The following is a 20,285-nucleotide window of genomic DNA, read 5'->3' on the forward strand; positions in this document are numbered from 1 at the left end:
GAATCCCACTTCTTTTGAAACAAGCCGTGATAAGAACAAGCGGGATTCCCGCTTTCGCGGGAATGACGTAGGGGTGAGGACGTGAACCTTCACCTTCCCGCTTCCGACTTTGTCCACCCCTGCGGCGTCTCCCGCTCGATTCTCGGCCAGCCTTGGGGCTGGCGCGGGGCGGTGGGCGACGTGACCGACGCGGGGTTCGTCCCCGACGACCTGGTCGATCAGTTGCTGATGGCTCGCGGCATCGTCCGCGAGGAGCTGGAACGGCACCGCGCGCCCACCATCCGCGGCTTCATGCCCGACCCGTCCATATTCCAGGACATGGACAAGGCCGCCGAGCGGCTCGCCGACGCCGTCGCGGCCCGCGAGCCGGTGACGATATTCGGCGATTACGATGTCGACGGCGCCACCTCGGCGGCGCTCCTCATCCGCCTGCTGCGCGCGCTCGGCTGCGATCCCAAGGCCTATATCCCCGACCGGCTGATGGAAGGCTATGGCCCGTCCGGCGAGGCCCTGGTGCGCATCGCCGAGGGCGGCGCGACCCTGATCGTCACCGTCGATTGCGGGGCGCAGGCGTTTGAGGCGCTCGACATGGCGCGGGCCGCCGGAGTCGACGTGGTCGTGGTCGACCATCACAAATGCGCCGCCGCCCTCCCCGCCGCGCTCGCCTTGGTCAACCCCAACCGCCTCGACGAGAGCGAGGAAGGCGCGGCCCACGGCCATCTCGCCGCCGTCGGCATGGCCTTCCTGCTCGGCGCCGCGCTCGTCCGGGTCCTGCGCCGGCGCGGTTTCTTCGCCAACCGCGAGGAGCCCCGCCTCGTCGATCTGCTTGACATCGTCGCCCTCGGAACGGTGGCCGACGTGGCCCAGCTCCGCAGCCTCAACCGCGCTTTCGTGACCCAGGGCCTGAAGGTGATGGCCGCGCGCCGCAACATCGGCCTCGCCGCGCTGATCGAGGCTTCCCGCCTCACCCGCGATCCTACCTGCACCGACCTCGGCTGGGCGCTCGGCCCCCGCATCAATGCCGGCGGCCGGGTCGGCAAGTCCGACCTCGGCGTCCGCCTTCTCACCACCGATGATGCGGAGGAGGCGCGCGCCATCGCCGCCGAGCTGGAGCGGTTGAACGAGGAGCGCCGCGCGATCGAGATGCTCGTCGCCGAAGCCGCCGAGGCCTTGTGCGCCGCCCAGGGCAATCGCGCCGTGGCCCTGGTCGCCGGTGAGGGCTGGCATCCCGGCGTGATCGGCATCGTCGCCGGCCGCCTCAAGGAGAAACTGGGCCGCCCCGCCATCGTCGTCGCTTTGGGCGAAGATGGCATCGGCAAAGGATCGGGCCGCTCCATTTCCGGCGTCGATCTCGGCGCGGCGGTGCTCGCCGCCAAGGATAGCGGGTTGCTCATCGCCGGCGGAGGCCATGCGATGGCGGCCGGGCTCACCGTGGCCAAGGACAGGATCGACGCCCTCGCCGATTTTCTCGACGAGCGCCTTGCGGGCGCGGTCGCCGCCGGCCGCGACGGCCGCGCCTTGATGCTCGACGCCGTGCTGGCTCCCGGCGGCGTCTGCCCGGACCTGTGCGACGCGCTCGACGGCGGCGGTCCTTATGGCGCCGGCTGGCCCGCCCCTCGCGTCGCCGCCGGCCCGGTGCGCATCGTCAAGGCCGACGTGGTCGGCCAGAACCACCTGCGCCTGATCGTCGCCGGCGACGACGGCCGCCGCATCAAGGCGATCGCTTTCCGCATGGCCGAGGGCGCGCTCGGCGAGGCGCTGCTGGCCGCGCCCGGCCACCGCAAGCTCTGGGTCGCCGGCCGCATCAAGCGCGACGAATGGGGCGACCGTCCCAGCGCGGAAATGCATCTGGAGGACGCCGCCTGGGCCGACTAACCGGTTGACCGGACGGCAAGCCTCACTTAAGCGCCTCTCCGGCTCAGGCCCCTTCGTCTAGCGGTTAGGACGCGGCCCTTTCACGGCTGAAACACGGGTTCGATTCCCGTAGGGGTCACCATTTCCGCGCGACGTCCTAGCCCGCGCTCCCCCACAATTCCGCGAGCCGCGCGTCGCGGCCGCAGCGGGTTCGGTAGAAGCGGTATTTGAGGCTGTTGGCCTTGTAATAATCCTGGTGATAGGCCTCGGCGTCATAGAAAGGCGCGGCGGGGAGCACCGGCGTCACCACCTCGTCAGCGAGCGCGGCGACGGCTTGCGCTTTCTCCGCCTCGGCGATCCGCCGCTCCTCCGGCCCGCTGACGAAGATGGCGGTGCGATAGCTGTCGCCCCGGTCGCAGAACTGGCCGCCCGCATCGGTCGGATCGACGGTGCGGAAATAATAATCGACCAGTTGCGTGTAGCTCACCTGGGTGGGATCGTAGGTCACCCGCACGGCCTCGTAATGGCCGGTCCCGCCCGCCGACACCTGCTCGTAGGTCGGATCCTTGAGCGTTCCGCCGGTATAGCCGGACACCGCCGAGACGACGCCCGGCACCTTCTCGAAATCGGCCTCGGTGCACCAGAAGCAACCGCCCGCGAAGATCGCGGTCTCGGTCTCGCCCGACGGCGCCGGCGCGGCCGCCACGCCGTTGCCGCCTTCCACCTTGGGCTGGTAATCGGGCGCGCAGGCGGCGAGGCCGAGCGCGGCGAACAGGGACAAGCGGCGGATCATGAAAGTCCATCTGGCCCCCGACGCACGCGAATCAAGGCTTGGCGGGCGGAGTTCGCGGAAGGGCCGGCTAGGTAGACGCCGCCGAGAGCCGTGCGACCTGCGCCTCGCTCAGCTCCAAATTCATCGCGCCGATCAGCTCCTCGACCTGCGCGACACTGGTGGCGCTGGCGATCGGCGCGGCGACGCCCGGCTGGGCGGCAATCCAGGCCAAAGCGACCTGCGCCGGCGTCGCCCCCGTCTCCGCCGCCACCGCATCGAGCGCGGCGAGGACGCGCGGGCCGTTGCCCTCCAGGTAGGTCGCGACGCCCCCGCCCCGGACGCTCTGCCCGAGATCGGCCTCGGTTCGATATTTGCCGGTCAAATATCCGCTGGCGAGGCTGTAGAAGGAGACGGTGGCGACCCCTCGCTGGCGCGCCACGTCGGCCAGCGCGCCTTCGAAGCGCGGCCGCTCGACGAGATTGTACCAGGTCTGGAGCACCTCGTAGCGCGCCCACCCATGCGCTTCGCTGATGTCGAGCGCCTGGCCGAGCCGGTCCGGCTCGATCTGCGACGCGCCGATCGCGCGCACCTTGCCCGCTTTGACCAGCCGGTCGAGCGCGCCCAGCGTCTCCTCCAGCGGAGTCTCTTGGTCGTCCTTGTGCGTGTAATAAAGGTCGATCGTATCGATCCCCAGCCGGACAAGCGAACGCTCCGCGGCGGCCGCGATCCGGTCCGCCGCCAGCCCCTCGGCATAGCCGCCTTTGGTGGCGATGAGCATCTTGTCGCGCAGCCCGCGCGCCTTCAGCCACTCGCCGATGATGGTTTCGGATTCGCCGCCTTCATTGCCCGGAACCCAGGAGGAATAGACGTCGGCCGTGTCGATCATCCTTCCGCCGGCGGCGGCGAAGGCGTCGAGCACGGCGAAGCTCGCCGCCCGGTCGGCCGTCCATCCGAACACGTTGCCGCCGAGGATGAGGCGCGGCGTCGAAAGTCCGCTCCGCCCCAGCTTCCGCATCTCGCTCATGCTTTTCTCCTTCATCTAGGCCACGGCTGGTTCGAGGATACGGATCGTGCCGGCCTCGGCGTCCATCTCCGCGCGGATTCCGACGGGGATGCTGAACTGATTGGCCACGTGACCGATCAGCGCGCCCTGGAAGGCGGGCACGCCGAGGGGCTCTAGGTGCTGCTTCAGCACCTGCGACAAGGTGAAGCCGCCATAAGAGGGCGTGGAGGCGCGGCAATCGGTACACTGGCCGAATATGACGCCCGCGACGCGTCGCAGGATTCCGGCGAGCGCCAGCTGCGTCAGCATCCGATCGATGCGGTATTCGGCCTCGGCGACATCCTCGAGAAACAGGATCGCTCCGTCGAAGTCCGGCAGATAGGGGGTCCCCGCCAGGGCGGCGAGGACGGTGAGGTTGCCGCCGAGAAGCCGACCTGAAGCTTTGCCGGGCCGTAGCGTCCGCGTCCGCCAGCGCGTCCGGACCAAGCGATCGTCGGTCGCTTCCGGATTGCGGTAGAGAGGCGTCCCGGCCTCGAAGGCGAGTTCTCGAAAGCTGTTCCAGGACAGCTCTCCCCACGAGCTCGCGGCGTTCGGTCCGTGGATCGTCGCGAAGCCGGCGCGGGCGGCGAAGGCCAGGTGCAAAGCGGTGATGTCGCTGAAGCCGATGAGCAGCTTGGGATTGGCGCGGATGCGGTCGAAATCGAGGTGGGGCAGGATGCGCGCGCATCCCCATCCGCCGCGCACGGCGAAGACGGCGTGCACATCCTCGTCCGCATAGAAAACGTTGACGTCGGCGGCGCGCGCCTCGTCCTTTCCGGCGAGATAGCCGTAGCGCTGGAGGAGGTGCGGCGCGGCCTTGGGGACGAGCCCCATCGCGCGCACATTTTCCTCGACGAGCCGAAGATCGAATTCGTCGTCGGTGAAACCGGCCGGCTCGATCAGGCCGACAACGTCCCCGGGGCGCAGCCGGGGCGGCTTGCGAATGGGGGACCGGGCGGAAGCCGCGGCAGGCGGAAACGTCAAGACGGCGGCGGCCGCGGCCAGGCCTTGCAAGGCTGTTCGTCTGCTGAGCATCCCCCGTGCATAGCAGCGTCGGTCTCCGGCGGCGACACCCGTCCCGAAACCGGCGCCAGTCCCGGTTTTCCGCGCCCTTCAGGAAATATTTGTCAATTTGAGCGACACTGCCGCCGTGCCGGAATTCCTTACACATGCAAGCCGGTCAGGCGAGGCGGCGGGTCGGTGATACGGCTGTTCAAACATTATGTCCCGCACACCGTCCTGCTGCTCGGGCTGATCGATTTCGCGATGCTGATGCTTGCGGCCGAGGGCGGCTGGATGCTGCGCGGCTGGCAGATAGCGGGCAAGCTCGATCCGGAAGCGGCGCGGCTGCCGCTCATGACGACCTTCGCCCTCGTCCTCCAGCTCGCCATGATCGGCGTCGGAGTCTACGGAGTCGAGGCGTTGCAGTCCCTCCGCTTCGCCGTCCCGCGCCTGTTCGTCGCGATCACGCTTGGCGTCCTCCTCCTCTCCTTGATCTTCTTCCTCGTTCCGTCGGTCACCTTCTGGCGCTCCAACCTCCTCTACGCGACGGTCCTCGCGCTCGTCGCTTTGGGCGGCGTCCGGCTGATGCTCGGCCGCTCGCTGGGCGCGGACCTCTTCAAGCGGCGCGTCGTCGTGCTCGGCGCCGGCCCCCGGGCAGCCCGGCTCGAAGCGCTCGCCCGCCGCGGCGGCTCGGGCTTCGCCGTCGCCTGCTATATCGCGATGAACGACGGGCCGACCGCCGTCGCCCAGGCCGTCAACCGCGCCGACATCGCGAACCTCCCCGCTTATGTCGTCCGGCTGGGCGCCAGCGAAGTCGTGCTCGCGCTGGAGGAACGCCGCAACGCGCTGCCGCTCCAGGACCTGCTCCGGGTCAAGACCACCGGCGTCCATGTCAACGATCTGTCCTCCTTCCTCGAGCGCGAGACCGGCCGGGTCGATCTGGACAGCCTCAACCCCAGCTGGCTCATCTTCTCCGACGGCTTTTCTGCGGGCCGCCGTCTGTCCAGCATCGGCAAAAGGCTGTTCGACATCGTCGTCAGCGCCGCCATCCTCGTCCTTGGCATGCCGATCATCCTGCTGGCCGCGCTGGCGGTGCGGCTGGAGAGCGACGGGCCGGCCTTCTTTCGACAGCGGCGGATCGGGCTGTACGGCCAAAGCTTCGAGATATTGAAGCTGCGCTCCATGCGGCTCGACGCGGAGGTCGGCGGAATCGCGGTTTGGGCGCAGGAGGACGATCCCCGCGTCACTCGCGTCGGCGCGGTCCTCCGCAAGCTCAGGATCGACGAGCTGCCGCAGGCGTGGAGCGTGCTGAAGGGCGAGATGAGCTTCGTCGGCCCGCGCCCGGAACGCCCGCAATTCGTTTCCGACCTGGAGGCGCGGCTTCCCTATTATGCCGAGCGCCACATGGTGAAGCCGGGCATCACCGGCTGGGCGCAGATCAACTATCCCTATGGCGCCTCAACCGAGGACGCCCGCCACAAGCTTGAATATGACCTCTATTATGCCAAGAACTACACGCCCTTCCTCGACGTCCTGATCCTGATCCTGACGATGCGGGTCATCCTCTGGCCGGAGGGCGCGCGCTGATGGTGGCGGTGATCGGCCTGTGGAGCCACGCGCTCGCCGCCTTACTGTTCGGCGCGCTGGCGGCGTGGCAGCTCCGCCACTGGAACGGGGACCATATCAACCGGCCGCTGGTGGCGGCCTTCGCCGTCACCTCGTGCTGGGCGATCTTCATCGCTCTGCTCGGCCCCGGCCACCTCCTCTCCGGTCTCGCCGAGAGCGCGCGCAACTTCGCCTTTTTGGCCTTCATGTACGGCATCGTCATGAGCGCGGCGGAGGATGACCGGCAGCGGGCGGTGAAGCTCGTCTATTTCACCGTGGCCGGCGTGATCGGGCTGCAGATCGTGGTCGCCGGCGTGCTGCCGCGCTTCGCGAACGAGCCCCTGATCCACGCCGCGCTCTCCTCGACCGCGCACATCATCGGCCTCACCATCGCCGCTGGATCCCTGGTGCTGGTCCACAATCTGTATGGGCAGGCCGCTCCGGATTCGCGCTGGGGCATCCGCCTGCCGATGATCGCTTTGGCGGGCATGTGGGCCTACGACCTCCACATCTACACCGTCGCCTATCTGACCCGGGGGCCGGTCGCGGACCTGTTCGCGATGCGCGGTGCGGCCCTCGCCATGATCGTGCCTCTGTTCGCGCTGGCGAGCCGGCGCAACGCCGAGTGGCGGATGCGGCTGTCGCGCGCGGCGACCTTCCAGTCGCTGTCGGTGCTGGCCATCCTCGCCTATCTCATCCTGATGATGTCGGCGACCCGGGCGCTCGACGTGATTGGCGGCGAATGGGTGCGGATCGGACAGATCGGCCTCATCTTCACGATGACGCTCGCGGCGACGATCCTGCTTCCGTCGGGCAAGGCGCGAGCCTGGCTCCGCGTCATCCTCGCCAAGCATTTCTTCGAGCACCGCTACGACTATCGGGAGGAATGGCTCGGGTTCACCCGCACCGTCGGCCGCGGCGGCGCCGACGCGGCGCCGCTCGGCGACCGGGTGATCAAGGCGCTCGCCGACATCGCCGGATCACCGGGCGGCCTGCTATTCCTCGCCGACGATCAATATCGGCTGACACCCTCGGCGCGGTGGAACTGGCCCGGGCCGATCGGCGAGGGTCCGGCGCGCGACCATGATTTCGCCCGCTTCCTCGAAGCGACCGCCCATGTCGTCGATTTCGACACGGCGCGGGAGGGGATGCTCGCCGCGGGGCCGAACAGGGTCGCGGTGCCCGGCTGGATCGTCGAGGACGGCGCCGCCTGGGCCGGCATCCCCTTGCTCCACAGCGACCGGCTGGTCGGACTGGTCGTGCTTCGCCATCCGCTGGTCCGGCGACCGCTCGACTGGGAGGATTTCGACCTCTTCCGCACCGCCGGCATCCAGGCGGCGAGCTACCTCGCCGAGGCGCGGAGCCAGGAGGCGCTCGCCAACGCGCAGAGGTTCGACGAGTTCAACCGCCGCTTCGCCTTCATCATGCACGATATCAAGAATCTGGTAAGCCAGCTCAGCCTCGTCGCCCGCAACGCCGAGCGGCACGCCGACAACCCCGAATTCCGCGCCGACATGGTCGCGACGCTGCAAAGCTCGGTCAAGAAGATGAACGACCTGCTCGCGCGCCTCAATCGCGGCAACAGGGCCGAGACGGCGGCGCTGCGCGACATGCCGCTCCACCCCCTTCTGGCCGCTCTCAGCGGCGCCAGACAGCATCTCCATCCCGTGCTGCTGTACGGCGATCCGGCGGTGGCCGTGCGCGCCGATCCGGCACGGCTGGAGCAGGCGCTCGGCCATCTCGTCCAGAACGCCATCGACGCGAGCCATGCCGGCGATCCCGTCAGGATATGCTTCGGCCATCGGGGCTCCGAGGTCGGGGTCGAGATCATCGACAGCGGCGTCGGCATGTCGACCGAATTCGTCGCCGGGCGCCTGTTCCAGCCGTTCGCGTCGACCAAGGAAGGCGGCTTCGGCATCGGCGCCTTCGAGGCGCGGACGCTGATAGCGGCGATGGGCGGCCGTATCGAGGTCGAGAGCCGCGAGGGCGAGGGCAGCCGCTTCACCATCTTTTTACCCGCCGGGGCGATCGAAGCACCCCCGCATTACGAACGGATGAGCGCATGAATGCCGAGGCCAAGGCGAAATTGCTGCCCAAGCTGCTGGTCATCGAGGATGACGAGGGCCTGCAGCGGCAGCTCCGATGGGCTTATGACGATTACGAGGTACTGGTCGCGTCGGACCGGAACGCGGCCGTCGATCTCCTGCGCTCGCAGGAGCCGGTCGTGGTGACGCTCGATCTCGGCCTCCCGCCCGACCCCGACGGGGTGAGCGAAGGCTTCGCCACGCTGGAGACGATCCTGTCCCTGAAGCCGGACACCAAGGTAATCGTCGCGTCGGGCCACGGCGCCCGCGAGAGCGCGCTCCGCGCCATCTCGTCGGGGGCCTATGATTTCTACCAGAAGCCGGTCGATATCGATCAATTGGGCCTGATCGTGCGCCGCGCCTTCCAGCTTCACGGCATCGAAAGCGAGAACCGGCGCCTCGAAAGCCAGATCGGCGACGACCGCACCGTGCTCGGCACGATGATCACCGCCGCGCCCGAGATGCTGAAGGTCGCGCGCACCATCGAGCGCGTCGCCAATGCCGACGTCTCCGTCATGCTCTTGGGCGCGAGCGGCACCGGCAAGGAGTTGCTCGCCAAGGGCCTGCACCAGGCGAGCGGCCGCCGGGGCGGCGGCTTCGTCGCCATCAATTGCGCCGCCATTCCCGAAAATCTGCTCGAATCCGAATTGTTCGGGCATGAGAAAGGCGCCTTCACCGGCGCGATCAAATCCACCGAGGGCAAGATCGAGCTCGCCCATGGCGGCACATTGTTCCTCGACGAGGTTGGCGACATCCCGCTGCCGCTCCAAGTCAAATTGCTGCGCTTCCTCCAGGAACGGGTGATCGAGCGTATCGGCGGCCGCAAGCCGATCCCCGTCGACACCCGCATCGTCTGCGCCACCCACCAGGATCTGCCCGAGATGATCAAGGCGGGGAGCTTCCGCGAGGACCTCTATTACCGGCTCGCCGAGATCGTCGTGAACATCCCGTCGCTGGCGGAGCGGCACGGTGACGCGACCCTGCTCGCCAAGCATTTCCTGCAGCGCTTCGCCCGCGAGATGAACCCCCAGGTCAAGAGCTTCGCGCCGAGCGCGCTGGCGGCGATCAACGGCTGGCACTGGCCCGGCAATGTGCGCGAGCTGGAAAACCGCATGAAGCGGGCGGTCATCATGGCCGACGGCAAGCTCATCACCGCCGAGGATCTCGACCTCGCGGTCGGCGAGGGGGACGACCTGCCGGTCAACCTCAAGTCGGCGCGCGAGGAAGCCGACCGCAAGGCCATCCGCCAGGCCCTCGCCCGCACCAACAACAACATTTCCGGCGCCGCCAAGCTGCTCGGCATCAGCCGGCCCACGCTCTACGACCTCTTCAAGGAATATGGGCTCCAGCCGTGATCGCGCGGCGCATCCTTCTCCCGATCCTGCTGTGCGGCGTCGCCGCCTGCTCCAACGCGTCCGGCGAAGGCGGAGCCGAAGGAGCCCGCGCCCGCGCGGTCGCCGCGCTCGAGCAGGGCCAGCCGCGCACCGCCCGCGTCGAACTGCTCAACGCGATCAAGGCCGCCCCTTCCGACGGCGCGCTCCGCATCCTTCAGGCACGGGTCTATCTCGCGCTCGGCGACGGTGTCGCCGCCGCCGCCGAGATCGACCGGGCCCGGGCGCTCGGTGTCGCCGCCCGCGAAACCAGCCATCTTCTGGCTCACGCCTTCCTCCTCCAGAACGAACCCGAACGGGCGATCAAGGAAGCGCAAGCCGCTCTCCCTCGCCATGCCGGCTATGCCGCGCGCATCCGCGGCCAGGCGCTAGTCCGGCTCGGCGATGTGGCCGGCGCCGCGGCGGCGTTCGACGCGGCCGTCGCCGCCGCGCCGGGCGACAATGCCGCCTGGATCGAAATCGCGCGCCTGCGCCGGTCGAGCGGCGACCTTGCCGGTGCCATCGCGGCGGCCGACAAGGCACTGAAGCTGGCGCCGAACGACGTCGACGCGATCTCCCTGCGCGGCGAGCTGACTCGCGGCCAATATGGCCTTCAGGCGGCGATGCCGTGGTTCGACCGGGCGCTGGAGATCGACCCCGAACATGTCACCGCCCTCGTCGAGCGCGCCGCCACATTGGGTGACCTCGGCCGGATGACCGAGATGCTGGCCGAGACCCGCAAGGTCCAGTCGCTCTCTCCCGACAATCCGATGGCTTATTACCTCCAGGCCATGCTCGCCGCGCGGGCCGGCGATTTCGCGCTCGCCGGCAGCCTCTATCGCCGCACCCGGGGCGCGATGGACGATCAGCCGGCGGGGATGCTTCTCGCCGGCGCGATCGACTATCGGACGGGCAATATCGAGCAGGCGGTCAAGCGGCTGGAGCGGCTGGCGGCGATCCAGCCCCACAACCGCAAGGCGCGCCGCCTGCTCGCCGCCGCGCAGTTCAAGCTCGGCGACATGGACGCCGTCATCGCCACGCTGCGCCCGATCGCCGAAGGGACCGACGCCGACAGCTATTCGCTGACCCTGATCGGCCGGGCGCTGGCGAAGCAGGGCGACGCGAAGGCCGCCTCCGCCTTTCTCGCCCGCGCCGCCCGGCCGCAGCAACGATCCTCGACCGCCTTGTGGTCCCGTCGGGTCGACGACCGCGAGTTCGCCGAGATTCAGCGTCTGGCGGCGGCCGAACCGGGGCAGGCGCCCGCCCAGATCGCCCTGATCGGCGCCTTGCTGTCACGCGGCATGGGCCAGGAAGCGCTGGCCCGCGCGCTCGCGCTCCAGTCCGCCCATCCCGGCGTGCCGGACGCCCATATATTGGTCGGCGACGCGCGCGGGATCGGCGGCGACTTCAAGGGCGCGGCCGAGGAATATCGAAAGGCGGCCAACATCGCCTTCACCGAACCGGTGGCGATGCGGACCATCGAGGCGCTCGAACGCTCCGGCCAGGCCAAGGCGGCGACCGAGGTGCTCCAGCTCTTCCTTCACCAGAATCCGCAGAGCGTCCCCGCCCAGCAGCTCGCCGCGGCGCGTTACATGGCGGCAGGGAGCTGGCCCGAAGCGATCCGCATCTACGAGGGCCTGCGCGCCCGGCTGGGTGACGGCGACGCGGTGATGCTCAACAACCTCGCCTGGGCCTATGCCCAGCAGGGCGACACGGAACGCGCGCTGCCACTGGCCGAAAGGGCCTGGACGCTCGACAAGGACAATCCCGCCACCGCCGACACCTATGGCTGGCTGCTGTTCAAGACCGGCAAGGACCGCGCGCGCGGCCTCGCCCTCCTCGAACGCGCCTCCCGCGGCGCCCCCACCGACGCCGAAATCCGCGCCCATCTGGAGGCGGCGAAGCAAAGCTAGCCATCGGCCTGGCGCGGCGGCCTCAGGCAGGGCTGTTGGTGCATTTGCAATAAGCCGAGCCGCGCGGCGAGCAGACGTTCTCCACCTTTGTACATTCGCCTGCGACGTGACCCTTGGACCGGCAATAATCGTCGCAATCATAGGGCACGTCGTCGGCGGCGATGTGGCAAGCGGTGTTGGTCCACTCGAACAGAGTGTTCCCCATGCATATGTCGCCGGAGGAATTGAACCTGTCGACGCTGCATTGCGCATCGCGATAGGCGACATGGCAGCCGGGTTTTCCAGGATCGTCGCCACCGTCCTCCGTGTCGCGATAGGAGCCGGCGGCGCGGCACAAGGACGTCTTGGCCAGCGCGCCGGAATGGCAGTCGATATTGCTTTGCCTCGCCTCCTGTCGCGCGCCTTGGGCCGAGGCAGCGGGTTGCGCGGAGGGGCCGGCGCAAGCGGCGAGCGCGAAAGTGGAAACGAAAACGCAAAACCACGCGAACCAGGGATTTGGACGAGCCATGGCGTCCTCCTTGCCTGAAGGAGCGGGTCCGCATTGCCTAGCAGAAGCGCGTCATCGCGGCGAGGCCCGACGCGGCCGTGACGGTCAGGCTAGCGCCTCGACCTGCTCGGCCAGCTCCAGCCAGCGATGCTCGGCGGCGTCACGCTCGGCGCGGGCTTGCTCGACCGCGGCGGTGAGGGCGGCGAAACGGGCGGGGTCGCGGGCGTAGAGGTCGGGATCGGAAAGAATATCCTCGTCGCGCGCGATCTCCGCTTCCAGCGCGTCGATCCGCCCGGGCAGCAGATCGAAGTCGCGCTGGTCCTTGTAGCTGAGCTTGCGATTCCCCTCCCGCTTGCGGGAGGGGTTGGGGGAGGGCCTGTCCGGGGAAGGGCCACCGGATTTGACAGCCCCTCCCGCGGCCCCTCCCGTGCGCGGGAGGGGAGAAGGACGGCGCTTGCGCTCCCAATCCTCATAGCCGCCGGCGACCACGTCGACCTTGCCCGAACCGTCGAGGCCGAGCGTGACCGTCACCGTCCGGTCGAGGAAGTCGCGGTCGTGGCTGACGATGAGGACGGTGCCGTCATAATCGGCGATCACCTCCTGGAGGAGGTCCAGCGTCTCGAGGTCGAGGTCGTTGGTCGGCTCGTCGAGCACCAGCAGGTTCGATCGCCGCGCGAACTCGCGCGCCAGCAGCAGCCGCGAGCGCTCGCCGCCCGACAACGTGCCGATCCTGGCGTCGACCAGTTCGGGCGCGAACAGGAAGTCTTTCAGATAGCCCTGGACGTGCTTGCGTGTCCCGCGCACGTCGATCCAGTCGCCGCCGTCGGCGAGGATGTCGCGGACGCTCTTGGCAGGATCGAGCAGTTTCCTCTGCTGATCGATGACGACTCCGTCGAGCGTCCTGGCGCGGCGCACCGTCCCTTCGTCGGGCTCCATCTCCCCGGTCAGCAGCTTCAGCAGGGTCGTCTTGCCGGTGCCGTTCGCGCCGACGACCCCGATCCGGTCGCCGCGCGTGATGCGCAGAGTGAAGTCCCTGACGATCGTCCGCTCTCCGCCTGTCCCGAGCGAAGTCGAGGGGAAACGCTTGGTCACCCTGTCGGCGTCGATCACCATTTTCGTCTTGACGTCGTCATTGGCGAGTCCGAGCTTCGCCGTCCCCGGCGGGCCGAGCATCGCCGCTCGGGTCGCACGCATTTCGTGCAATTTGGCGAGCCGGCCCTGGTTGCGCTTCCTGCGCGCGGTGACGCCGCGCTCCAGCCAGTGCAGCTCCAGCTTCAGCTTGGCGTCGAGCCTGTCCGCCACCCGTGCCTCCTCGGCATAGACCTGCTCGGTCCACGCGTCGAACCCGCCGAAGCCGATCTCCGCGCGGCGGATCGCGCCCCGGTCGAGCCACAGGCTGGAGCGGGTCAGGCGCTTCAAAAACGTGCGGTCGTGGCTGATCGCGATGAACGCGCCGGTGTAGCGCGCCAGCCAGTCCTCCAGCCACTCGATCGCGGCGAGATCGAGATGGTTGGTCGGCTCGTCGAGCAGCAGCACGTCCGGATTTTGCGCCAGCGCCCGGGCGATGGCGGCGCGGCGGCGCTCCCCGCCCGAGGCGGTGGCGGCGGGCCGGTCGAGGTCGATGCCGATCTGGTGCGCGATGGCGTCGACCGCGTGCGCCTCCGGCGCCTCGGGCGCGGCCAGCGCGAAATCGCGCAACGTCTCGAAGCGGGCCACGTCCGGATCCTGCTCCAGCAGCACCACCCGCGTCCCCGGCTGGATCGTCCGCCGCCCCTCGTCGGTCTCGATCAGCCCGGCGAGGCACTTGAGCAAAGTCGTCTTCCCCGCCCCGTTGCGCCCGATCAACGCCAGCCGGTCGCGCGGCCCGACATGAATGTCGAGGCCCCTGAACAGCCAGCCGGCGCCCTGGACGAGGCCGAGGTTTTCATAAGCGAGGACGGGTGGAGGCATGGCGGGGGGAACTAGCCGCTTTCGGGCAGGATCAAAACCCGCAAATCGGCGCGCATATCGGCCGTGGCTCTCCTCAGTCGTCGCCCAGGCCGGAGACGCGGCCGAGGCCGTGAACGCCGGTCGTCAGGCCTTGCCCGCATAGCGATCCGTCGCGCGGATCAGCTCATCGAGAATGCCCGGCTCCGAATAAGCATGGCCCGCGCCTTCGACGAGGCGGAAGTCGGCCTGGGGCCAGGCCAGATGGAGGCGCCAGGCGAAACGCGGCGCGCAGGGCATGTCGTAGCGGCCGTGGACGATGGTGCCGGGAATGGCGGCGAGGCGGCCGGCGTCGCGGATCAGCTGGTCGGGCTCCAGCCAGGCGCCGTGCATGAAATAATGGGTCTCGATGCGGGCGAAGGCGAGCGCGAAATCGGGATCGTCATGCTGCTCCGTGAGCTTCGCATCGGGGAGCAGGGTGATCGTTTCCCCTTCGTAGAGGCTCCAGGCGCGGGCGGCCGCGAGTTGCACCTCGCGGTCGTCCCCGGTCAGGCGGCGGTGATAGGCGGCGAGGATGTCGCCGCGCTCCGAATCCGGGATCGGCGAGACCAGCTTGTCCCATTTGTCGGGAAACATCTCCGACACGCCGAACCGGTAATACCAGTCGAGTTCCGCTTTGGTGCAGGTATAGATGCCGCGCACGACCAGCTCGGTCACCCGCTCCGGATGCGTCTCGGCATAAGCGAGCGCCAGGGTCGATCCCCAGGAACCGCCGAACACCAGCCACTTCTCCACGCCCGTCAGCTCGCGAAGCCGCTCGATGTCGGCGACCAGATGCCAGGTCGTGTTCGCCTCCAGGCTCGCATAAGGCGTGGATTTCCCGCAACCGCGCTGATCGAACAGCAATATGTCGTAGAGCGCCGGATCGAACTGCCGCCGATGCTCCGGGGAAATGCCGCCGCCTGGCCCGCCATGCAGGAACACCGCCGGTTTCGCCCCCTTCGTCCCGCACCGCTCGTAGCGGATCGTATGTCCGTCGCCGACGTCGAGCATCCCGCTCTCATAAGGTTCGATCGGAGGATAGAGGGTGCGCAGCATCGGAGCGTTCCTTGTTGAATTGCCCCTCTTAAGGCCGCGGCTCCCCGTCCGAAACCCTCCTGACAACCCAGCCCCGCCCCTGTAAGGGGCCGCCATGCTTTCCCTCAACGCCATCACGGTCCGCCTCGGCGGGCGCACCATCCTCGACCGCGCGACGGCGACTCTGCCGCCGGGCAGCCGCGTCGGGCTGATCGGGCGGAACGGGGCCGGCAAATCGACCCTGATGCGGGTCGTCGCCGGGATGCTCGAGCCGGACGAGGGCGGTGCCGAGATGCCGCGGGCGGCGCGGATGGGTTATATCGCGCAGGAGACGCCGTCCGGCCCCGGCACGCCGTTCGAGACCGTGCTCGCCGCCGACACCGAGCGCGCGCGGCTGCTTCACGATGCCGAGACCAGTTCCGACCCCCACCGCCTCGCCGAGATACACGAGCGGCTGAACGCGATCGGCGCCCATGCGGCGCCGGCCCGCGCCGCGCGCATCCTCGTCGGCCTCGGCTTCGACGAGGAGATGCAGCAACAGCCGCTCGACAGCTTCTCCGGCGGCTGGCGGATGCGGGTCGCGCTCGCCGCCTTGCTCTTTTCGGGGCCTGACCTTCTGTTGCTCGACGAGCCCTCGAACCATCTCGACCTCGAGGCGACGATGTGGCTGGAGAATTTCCTCAAGAGCTACCGCGCCACGATGCTCATCGTCAGCCACGAGCGCGACTTGCTCAACAACGTCGTCGACCACATCCTCCACCTGAAGCAGGGCAAGCTCACCCTCTATCCGGGCGGCTACGACGCGTTCGAGAAACAATATGCCGAGCGGCTCGCCCAGCTCGAATCGGCGCGCGCCAGCCAGGCCACGCAGCGCGCCAAGCTGCAGGATTATATCGCCCGCAACTCCGCCCGCGCCTCGACCGCCAAGCAGGCCCAGTCGCGCGCCAAGGCGCTGGCGCGGATGGCGCCGATCGCCGCGGTCGCCGAGGATCCAAGCCTGAGCTTCGATTTCCCCAGTCCGGCCGAGCTGAAGCCGCCTCTGGTCACGCTCGACATGGCCGCGGTTGGCTACGCGCCCGGAAAGCCGGTCCTGTCGCGGGTCAGCCTCAGGCTCGATCCCGACGACCGCATGGCCCTGCTCGGGCGCAACGGCAACGGCAAGACCACGCTCGCCCGCCTGCTCGCCGCCCAATTGCCGGCGATGGAAGGCGAGATGAACGCCTCGGGCAAGCTCCGGGTCGGCTATTTCACCCAATATCAGGTGGAGGAGCTCGACGCGGGCGACACGCCGCTGGAGCATATGGGCCGGCTGATGAAGGGCGCGACCCCGGCGGCGGTGCGCGGCCAGCTCGGCCGGTTCGGCTTTTCGGGGCCGATGGCGACGCAGAAGGTGGGCAAGATGTCCGGCGGCGAGAAAGCGCGGCTGGCGCTGGCGCTCATCACCCGCGACGCGCCGCATCTGCTGATCCTCGACGAGCCGACCAACCATCTCGACGTCGATGCCCGCGAGGCCCTGGTCCAGGCGCTCAACGATTATGGCGGCGCGGTGGTGGTGGTCAGCCACGACCGCCACATGCTGGCGCTCACCGCCGACCGGCTGGTGCTGGTCGATGGCGGCACCGCGAAGGAATTTTCCGGCAGCCTCGACGATTATACCGACCTCATCCTCGGCAGGACCGGCGACGGCGCGGCCGCCAAGGAAGCGCCGAAGCGCAACCGCAAGGACGAGCGCCGGGCGATGGCGCAAGCGCGCGAGCAGAGCCAGTCGCTCCGCAAGTCCGCCAAGGCGGCCGAGGCGGACATCGCGCGGCTGGAGGCGCGCAAGAGCGAGATCGAGCGCGCGATGTTCGACCCCGGCTCCGCAACCCCCGCCGACGCGGAACGGCCGATGAGCGCTTTGATGCGTCTGCTCGCCGAAATCAGCGCCGACCTCGCCGGCGCCGAGGCGCGCTGGCTCGAAGCCTCCGAAGCTGTCGAGAAGGCGGAAGCGGCCTAGCCGATTACTCCGCTTCGGCCGAGGTGCTACCCGTCTCGTGGTCGTAGCGGAGCGAGACGATCGAGATCTCGCACAGGTTCACGCCCTGCCATGCCGCGGTTTCGCCATCGTCATAGGTGACCTTGATGTCCCAGAGGCAGCTTTCCTCGTCGCTGTCGAAACGCACCCGGGTGCGCTCTCCGTCCTCCAGGATTTCCGAGCCGAGCACATCCTCCTCCCAGACATCCTTGGTCGAAGCCGCGACGTGGAGCTGTTTGATCGTATAGCCGGTATTGTTGAGGATCACGAAATCCTGCGTCCCCGCGCTGGCCGGCGATGCGAACGAGGCGGCCAAGATGGCGGCGGCCAGAATGTGCGTCTTCATGAACTTCTCCCCCAGGAATTTGCGCGTTGATGGCGCGGAATTGGGCGGCAGGCAAGGGGGCTGATCGCGGGCGCGACTCCTTTGGCCGGACACCGCGCGCTAAAGGCAACCCTCGACATATTGGATCGCGGGTCCGCCGGCGTGGACGGCTTCGACGGCGCCGCCTTGATCCACTTCGTAGCGAAGACCGCGCGCGCCGGGCGAGCGGACATGGGGTTGCTCGCCGCCGCCGCTCGCCCAAACGGTGAGGTAGGCGGCCGGAGCCTCCTGATATTCGTGCGCGCTCGCCTTCAGCACGTCGCCATAGGCCGTTTCGACCGCCGCGGCGGAGTCGCCGGGGCCGAAGCCGCGGTCCGTCTTCACCTCGGTCGGGGCGGAGAGGGAGATGCGGGCGAGGCGGCCGTCCTCGATCATCACCATCAGCCCCTCGGGCGCGCGCGCCGGATGGAAGATGTCGCACGATTCCGGCTCCGGCCCGCCGACCGCCTCCGGATCGGAATCGGGTCCGGCGGCGGCGACGACCTCGGCCAGCGTCATGCCGATGCGGAGCGGACCCCACCCCTCGGCGGTGAGCGGCGTAATTCCGGGCGCGGGCTCGGCCAACGGCGGTGGGACGATTGCGTTCTTCGCTGTTTCGATGGCTATCACGGCATTCGGCGCCTGGCGTGCGGCAGGATCGGCAGGCTCGTCCCGCTCCGGCGAGCAAGACAATAGAGCCGTCGTCGCGACGAACAGCCAAAGCCTGTTCGATTCCATCCGCTATTTGCCCTCCTGCGCCTCCACCATCGCCGCCACGTCCGCCAGCAGCTGCTGGGCGTCGTAGACGATGCCGTCCTTAATGGTCCAGCGGACGCCGCCGACGCGTTCGACCTGGCCGTTCTCGTCCAGTCGCTCGAAGCCGGTGCCGTAGAGCGTCTTGAAATTGTGCAAGGGGTTTTCGGGCACGATGACGAGGTCGGCCAACATGCCTTCCTTGACCATGCCGATCGGCGCCTCGACGCCCTTGGGGCGGTAGAGCTCATAGGCGCCGTTGCGGGTCGCGGCGACGATCGTCTCCAGCGGCGTGAAGCCCGCTTCCTGGAGCATCTCCAGCTCCTGGATGTAGGGGAAGCCCCAGCTCTGGTAGATATAGCCCGGATCGGAGCCGACAGTGACGATGCCGCCCATATTCTTATAATCGTTCATCAGCCGCATATAGGGGCCATAGAAGCGCCGCCAGGCGATCTCCTTTTCGGTCGTCCAATCGTACCAATAGCTGCCGTGGTTGACGCGGCTGGGCGCGAAGAAGGCGGTGAGCGAGGGCAGGGTGTATTTGTCGTGCCAGTCGGCATTGCGCGCCCGCATCAGGTCGCGGCCGGCGGAGTAGATGTTCAAGGTCGGATTGAAGATGACCCCGTTTTCGAGCTGCGATTCCAGATAGGCCTGCCATTCGGCGCTGCCCGGTTCGACGATCTGATCGGCCAGCGTCGCGATCTCGTAGAAGCGGTCCTGCTCGTTGAACATATTATAATCGGCCGGATATTTGGGCAGCCGCCCGTCCTTCAGCAGGCTTTCGAAATGGCCGTAGAAATGCGTGACGGTGTCGAGGCCGAGTTCGCCGGCGACGCGGGCATTGACGTCGGCGACGCCGCCTTGGCCGAGATGGGCGATGGTGCCGAGCCCGTGTTTCTCCGCCTCGCCGATCGCCGCCGCGGTGACGGCGCGCGAATTGGAGTTGAAGAATTTGACGCCGTCATAGCCTTGGGCCGCGGCCCAGCGCACCCAGGCGCGGACCTTTTCCGGCGTATCGACGGCGCCGCCGCCCCATTCGGAGCCCGGCACGATATAGGCGAAGAGGCGCGGCGCGACGATGGCGTTCTCGGCGCTCCTTCTCTTGTCGGCGAGCGCGACGGGGCCGTCCTGCATCGGCACGCCGCGCACCGTGGTGACGCCGTGCGCCAGCCAGAGCTTGTAGCCGTAGCTCGGCTGCGGCGCCTTGCCAGGATCGCCATTATGGGCGTGGGTGTCGATGAAGCCCGGCAGGACATACATGCCGGTGGCGTCGATCTCATGGGTGAAATCGCGCGGCTCACGATCCGCCTCCATCGGCAATCCGGGCGTGCCGGCGCCGCGTATCTCCGCGATCCGGTTGCCTTCGACGACGATGTCGACGGGTCCCATCGCCGGCGCGCCGCTGCCGTCGATCAGGGTGGCGCCGCGGATGACGAGCTTCTGGAAAGGGCCGGTCCCCTCGTCCGCGCCGCGCGCCGGCACCGGCTCCATCTCGGCGGCGGCAAGAGGCGCCGGCGCCCACGCCATCGCGGCCGCGAGAGCCATCGCCTTGAAACCCCATCCACGCATCACTCTATTCCCCCTGATTTCAACAGCCTGGCCGCGCCGTGCCGAAGCTTAAGCTACGCCTTCCAAGGCATTCATGGCTTATTCAATGGCCACTGGCTATTCCGCTTCTCGATCGAACGATAGATGTGGAGCCGATGGTCAAGCATATTCCCCTCCTGATGGCTGTTGCCGCGCTCGGCGTGACCTCGCTCGCGCCGGCGGCCGACGCGCGTCCGCGTCGCGACCACCGGGAGCAGGACGCCGCCTACAAGGCGCGCCAGCAGGGCCGCATCATGTCGCTTCGCACCATCGAATCGCGGATCATGCCGCGTATGCGCGGCGCCGAATATCTCGGCCCCGAACTCGATGCCGGCTCCGGCACCTATCGCCTGAAGTTCATGCGCGGCGGCCGGGTGATCTGGATCGATGTCGATGCGCGCACCGGCCGCGTCCTCGGCCGGTCCGGCCACTAGC

General features: G+C 68.4%; 16 protein-coding genes and 1 tRNA gene. 8 read left to right on the top strand and 9 right to left on the bottom strand.

The genetic code is table 11. The features are described from left to right. Positions 1-81 precede the first annotated feature (81 nt). On the top strand, positions 82-1,875 hold the full coding sequence (recJ, locus tag ACFQRC_RS13345; protein ID WP_379962052.1) for a single-stranded-DNA-specific exonuclease RecJ: 1,794 nt from the start codon (positions 82-84) through the stop codon (positions 1,873-1,875). Positions 1,876-1,921: 46 nt separating this feature from the next. Continuing rightward, positions 1,922-1,996: transfer RNA gene (locus ACFQRC_RS13350), tRNA-Glu, on the top strand. A gap of 15 nt (positions 1,997-2,011) precedes the next feature. Here ACFQRC_RS13350 and msrA read toward each other — a convergent pair. The 3 genes from msrA to ACFQRC_RS13365 form a co-directional block, all read right to left on the bottom strand. After that, complete coding sequence (msrA, locus tag ACFQRC_RS13355; protein ID WP_379962054.1) at positions 2,012-2,647, bottom strand: peptide-methionine (S)-S-oxide reductase MsrA; 636 nt, start codon at positions 2,645-2,647, stop codon at positions 2,012-2,014. 67 nt (positions 2,648-2,714) lie between these two features. After that, on the bottom strand, positions 2,715-3,650 hold the full coding sequence (locus ACFQRC_RS13360) for an aldo/keto reductase (protein WP_379962056.1): 936 nt from the start codon (positions 3,648-3,650) through the stop codon (positions 2,715-2,717). Between the two features lie 15 nt (positions 3,651-3,665). Further along, positions 3,666-4,652 carry an LD-carboxypeptidase gene (locus tag ACFQRC_RS13365; protein ID WP_379962058.1) on the bottom strand — a complete coding sequence of 329 codons (987 nt, stop codon included), beginning with the start codon at positions 4,650-4,652 and terminating at the stop codon, positions 3,666-3,668. Between the two features lie 216 nt (positions 4,653-4,868). Between ACFQRC_RS13365 and ACFQRC_RS13370 the strand changes: the two genes are divergently transcribed. Genes ACFQRC_RS13370 through ACFQRC_RS13385 form a run of 4 tightly spaced genes read left to right on the top strand, consistent with a single transcriptional unit; the run spans position 4,869 to position 11,642 of the window. Further along, on the top strand, positions 4,869-6,257 hold the full coding sequence (locus ACFQRC_RS13370; RefSeq protein WP_379962060.1) for a TIGR03013 family XrtA/PEP-CTERM system glycosyltransferase: 1,389 nt from the start codon (positions 4,869-4,871) through the stop codon (positions 6,255-6,257). Further along, complete coding sequence (prsK, locus tag ACFQRC_RS13375) at positions 6,257-8,341, top strand: XrtA/PEP-CTERM system histidine kinase PrsK (protein WP_379962062.1); 2,085 nt, start codon at positions 6,257-6,259, stop codon at positions 8,339-8,341. Before ACFQRC_RS13370 ends, prsK begins: the two co-directional genes overlap by 1 nt. After that, the gene (gene prsR, locus ACFQRC_RS13380) at positions 8,338-9,714 is read left to right on the top strand and encodes a PEP-CTERM-box response regulator transcription factor (protein ID WP_379962064.1); all 1,377 of its coding nucleotides are present in this window, start codon (positions 8,338-8,340) and stop codon (positions 9,712-9,714) included. Before prsK ends, prsR begins: the two co-directional genes overlap by 4 nt. Then, positions 9,711-11,642 carry a tetratricopeptide repeat protein gene (locus tag ACFQRC_RS13385; RefSeq protein ID WP_379962066.1) on the top strand — a complete coding sequence of 644 codons (1,932 nt, stop codon included), beginning with the start codon at positions 9,711-9,713 and terminating at the stop codon, positions 11,640-11,642. The genes prsR and ACFQRC_RS13385 overlap by 4 nt, the downstream gene beginning before the upstream one ends. Before the next feature lie 22 nt (positions 11,643-11,664). Here the strand turns inward: ACFQRC_RS13385 and ACFQRC_RS13390 are convergent, their stop codons facing one another. The 3 genes from ACFQRC_RS13390 to pip form a co-directional block, all read right to left on the bottom strand. Beyond that, entirely contained in the window at positions 11,665-12,150 is a 486-nt protein-coding gene (locus ACFQRC_RS13390; RefSeq protein WP_379962068.1) for a hypothetical protein, read from the bottom strand. A gap of 84 nt (positions 12,151-12,234) precedes the next feature. Beyond that, complete coding sequence (locus ACFQRC_RS13395) at positions 12,235-14,079, bottom strand: ABC-F family ATP-binding cassette domain-containing protein (RefSeq protein ID WP_379962070.1); 1,845 nt, start codon at positions 14,077-14,079, stop codon at positions 12,235-12,237. 123 nt (positions 14,080-14,202) lie between these two features. Next, positions 14,203-15,153: a prolyl aminopeptidase gene (gene pip / locus ACFQRC_RS13400; protein ID WP_379962072.1), complete on the bottom strand. Its 951-nt coding sequence runs from the start codon at positions 15,151-15,153 to the stop codon at positions 14,203-14,205. A gap of 94 nt (positions 15,154-15,247) precedes the next feature. Here pip and ACFQRC_RS13405 point away from each other — a divergent pair, with 94 nt between their 5' ends. Beyond that, complete coding sequence (locus ACFQRC_RS13405) at positions 15,248-17,128, top strand: ABC-F family ATP-binding cassette domain-containing protein (RefSeq protein WP_379962074.1); 1,881 nt, start codon at positions 15,248-15,250, stop codon at positions 17,126-17,128. A 4-nt stretch (positions 17,129-17,132) separates the two neighbouring features. Here ACFQRC_RS13405 and ACFQRC_RS13410 read toward each other — a convergent pair whose 3' ends face one another. The 3 genes from ACFQRC_RS13410 to ACFQRC_RS13420 form a co-directional block, all read right to left on the bottom strand. Continuing rightward, the gene (locus ACFQRC_RS13410) at positions 17,133-17,492 is read right to left on the bottom strand and encodes a hypothetical protein (protein ID WP_379962076.1); all 360 of its coding nucleotides are present in this window, start codon (positions 17,490-17,492) and stop codon (positions 17,133-17,135) included. Between the two features lie 99 nt (positions 17,493-17,591). Next, positions 17,592-18,140: a hypothetical protein gene (locus ACFQRC_RS13415; protein WP_379962078.1), complete on the bottom strand. Its 549-nt coding sequence runs from the start codon at positions 18,138-18,140 to the stop codon at positions 17,592-17,594. Positions 18,141-18,251: 111 nt separating this feature from the next. Further along, positions 18,252-19,832, bottom strand: coding sequence for an amidohydrolase (locus tag ACFQRC_RS13420; protein WP_379962080.1), 1,581 nt, complete (start codon positions 19,830-19,832; stop codon positions 18,252-18,254). Between the two features lie 134 nt (positions 19,833-19,966). Between ACFQRC_RS13420 and ACFQRC_RS13425 the strand changes: the two genes are divergently transcribed. Then, positions 19,967-20,284: a PepSY domain-containing protein gene (locus ACFQRC_RS13425; RefSeq protein ID WP_379962082.1), complete on the top strand. Its 318-nt coding sequence runs from the start codon at positions 19,967-19,969 to the stop codon at positions 20,282-20,284. Position 20,285 lies beyond the last annotated feature (1 nt).

The organism is Enterovirga sp. GCM10030262 (assembly GCF_042666435.1).
GTDB lineage: Bacteria > Pseudomonadota > Alphaproteobacteria > Sphingomonadales > Sphingomonadaceae > Allosphingosinicella.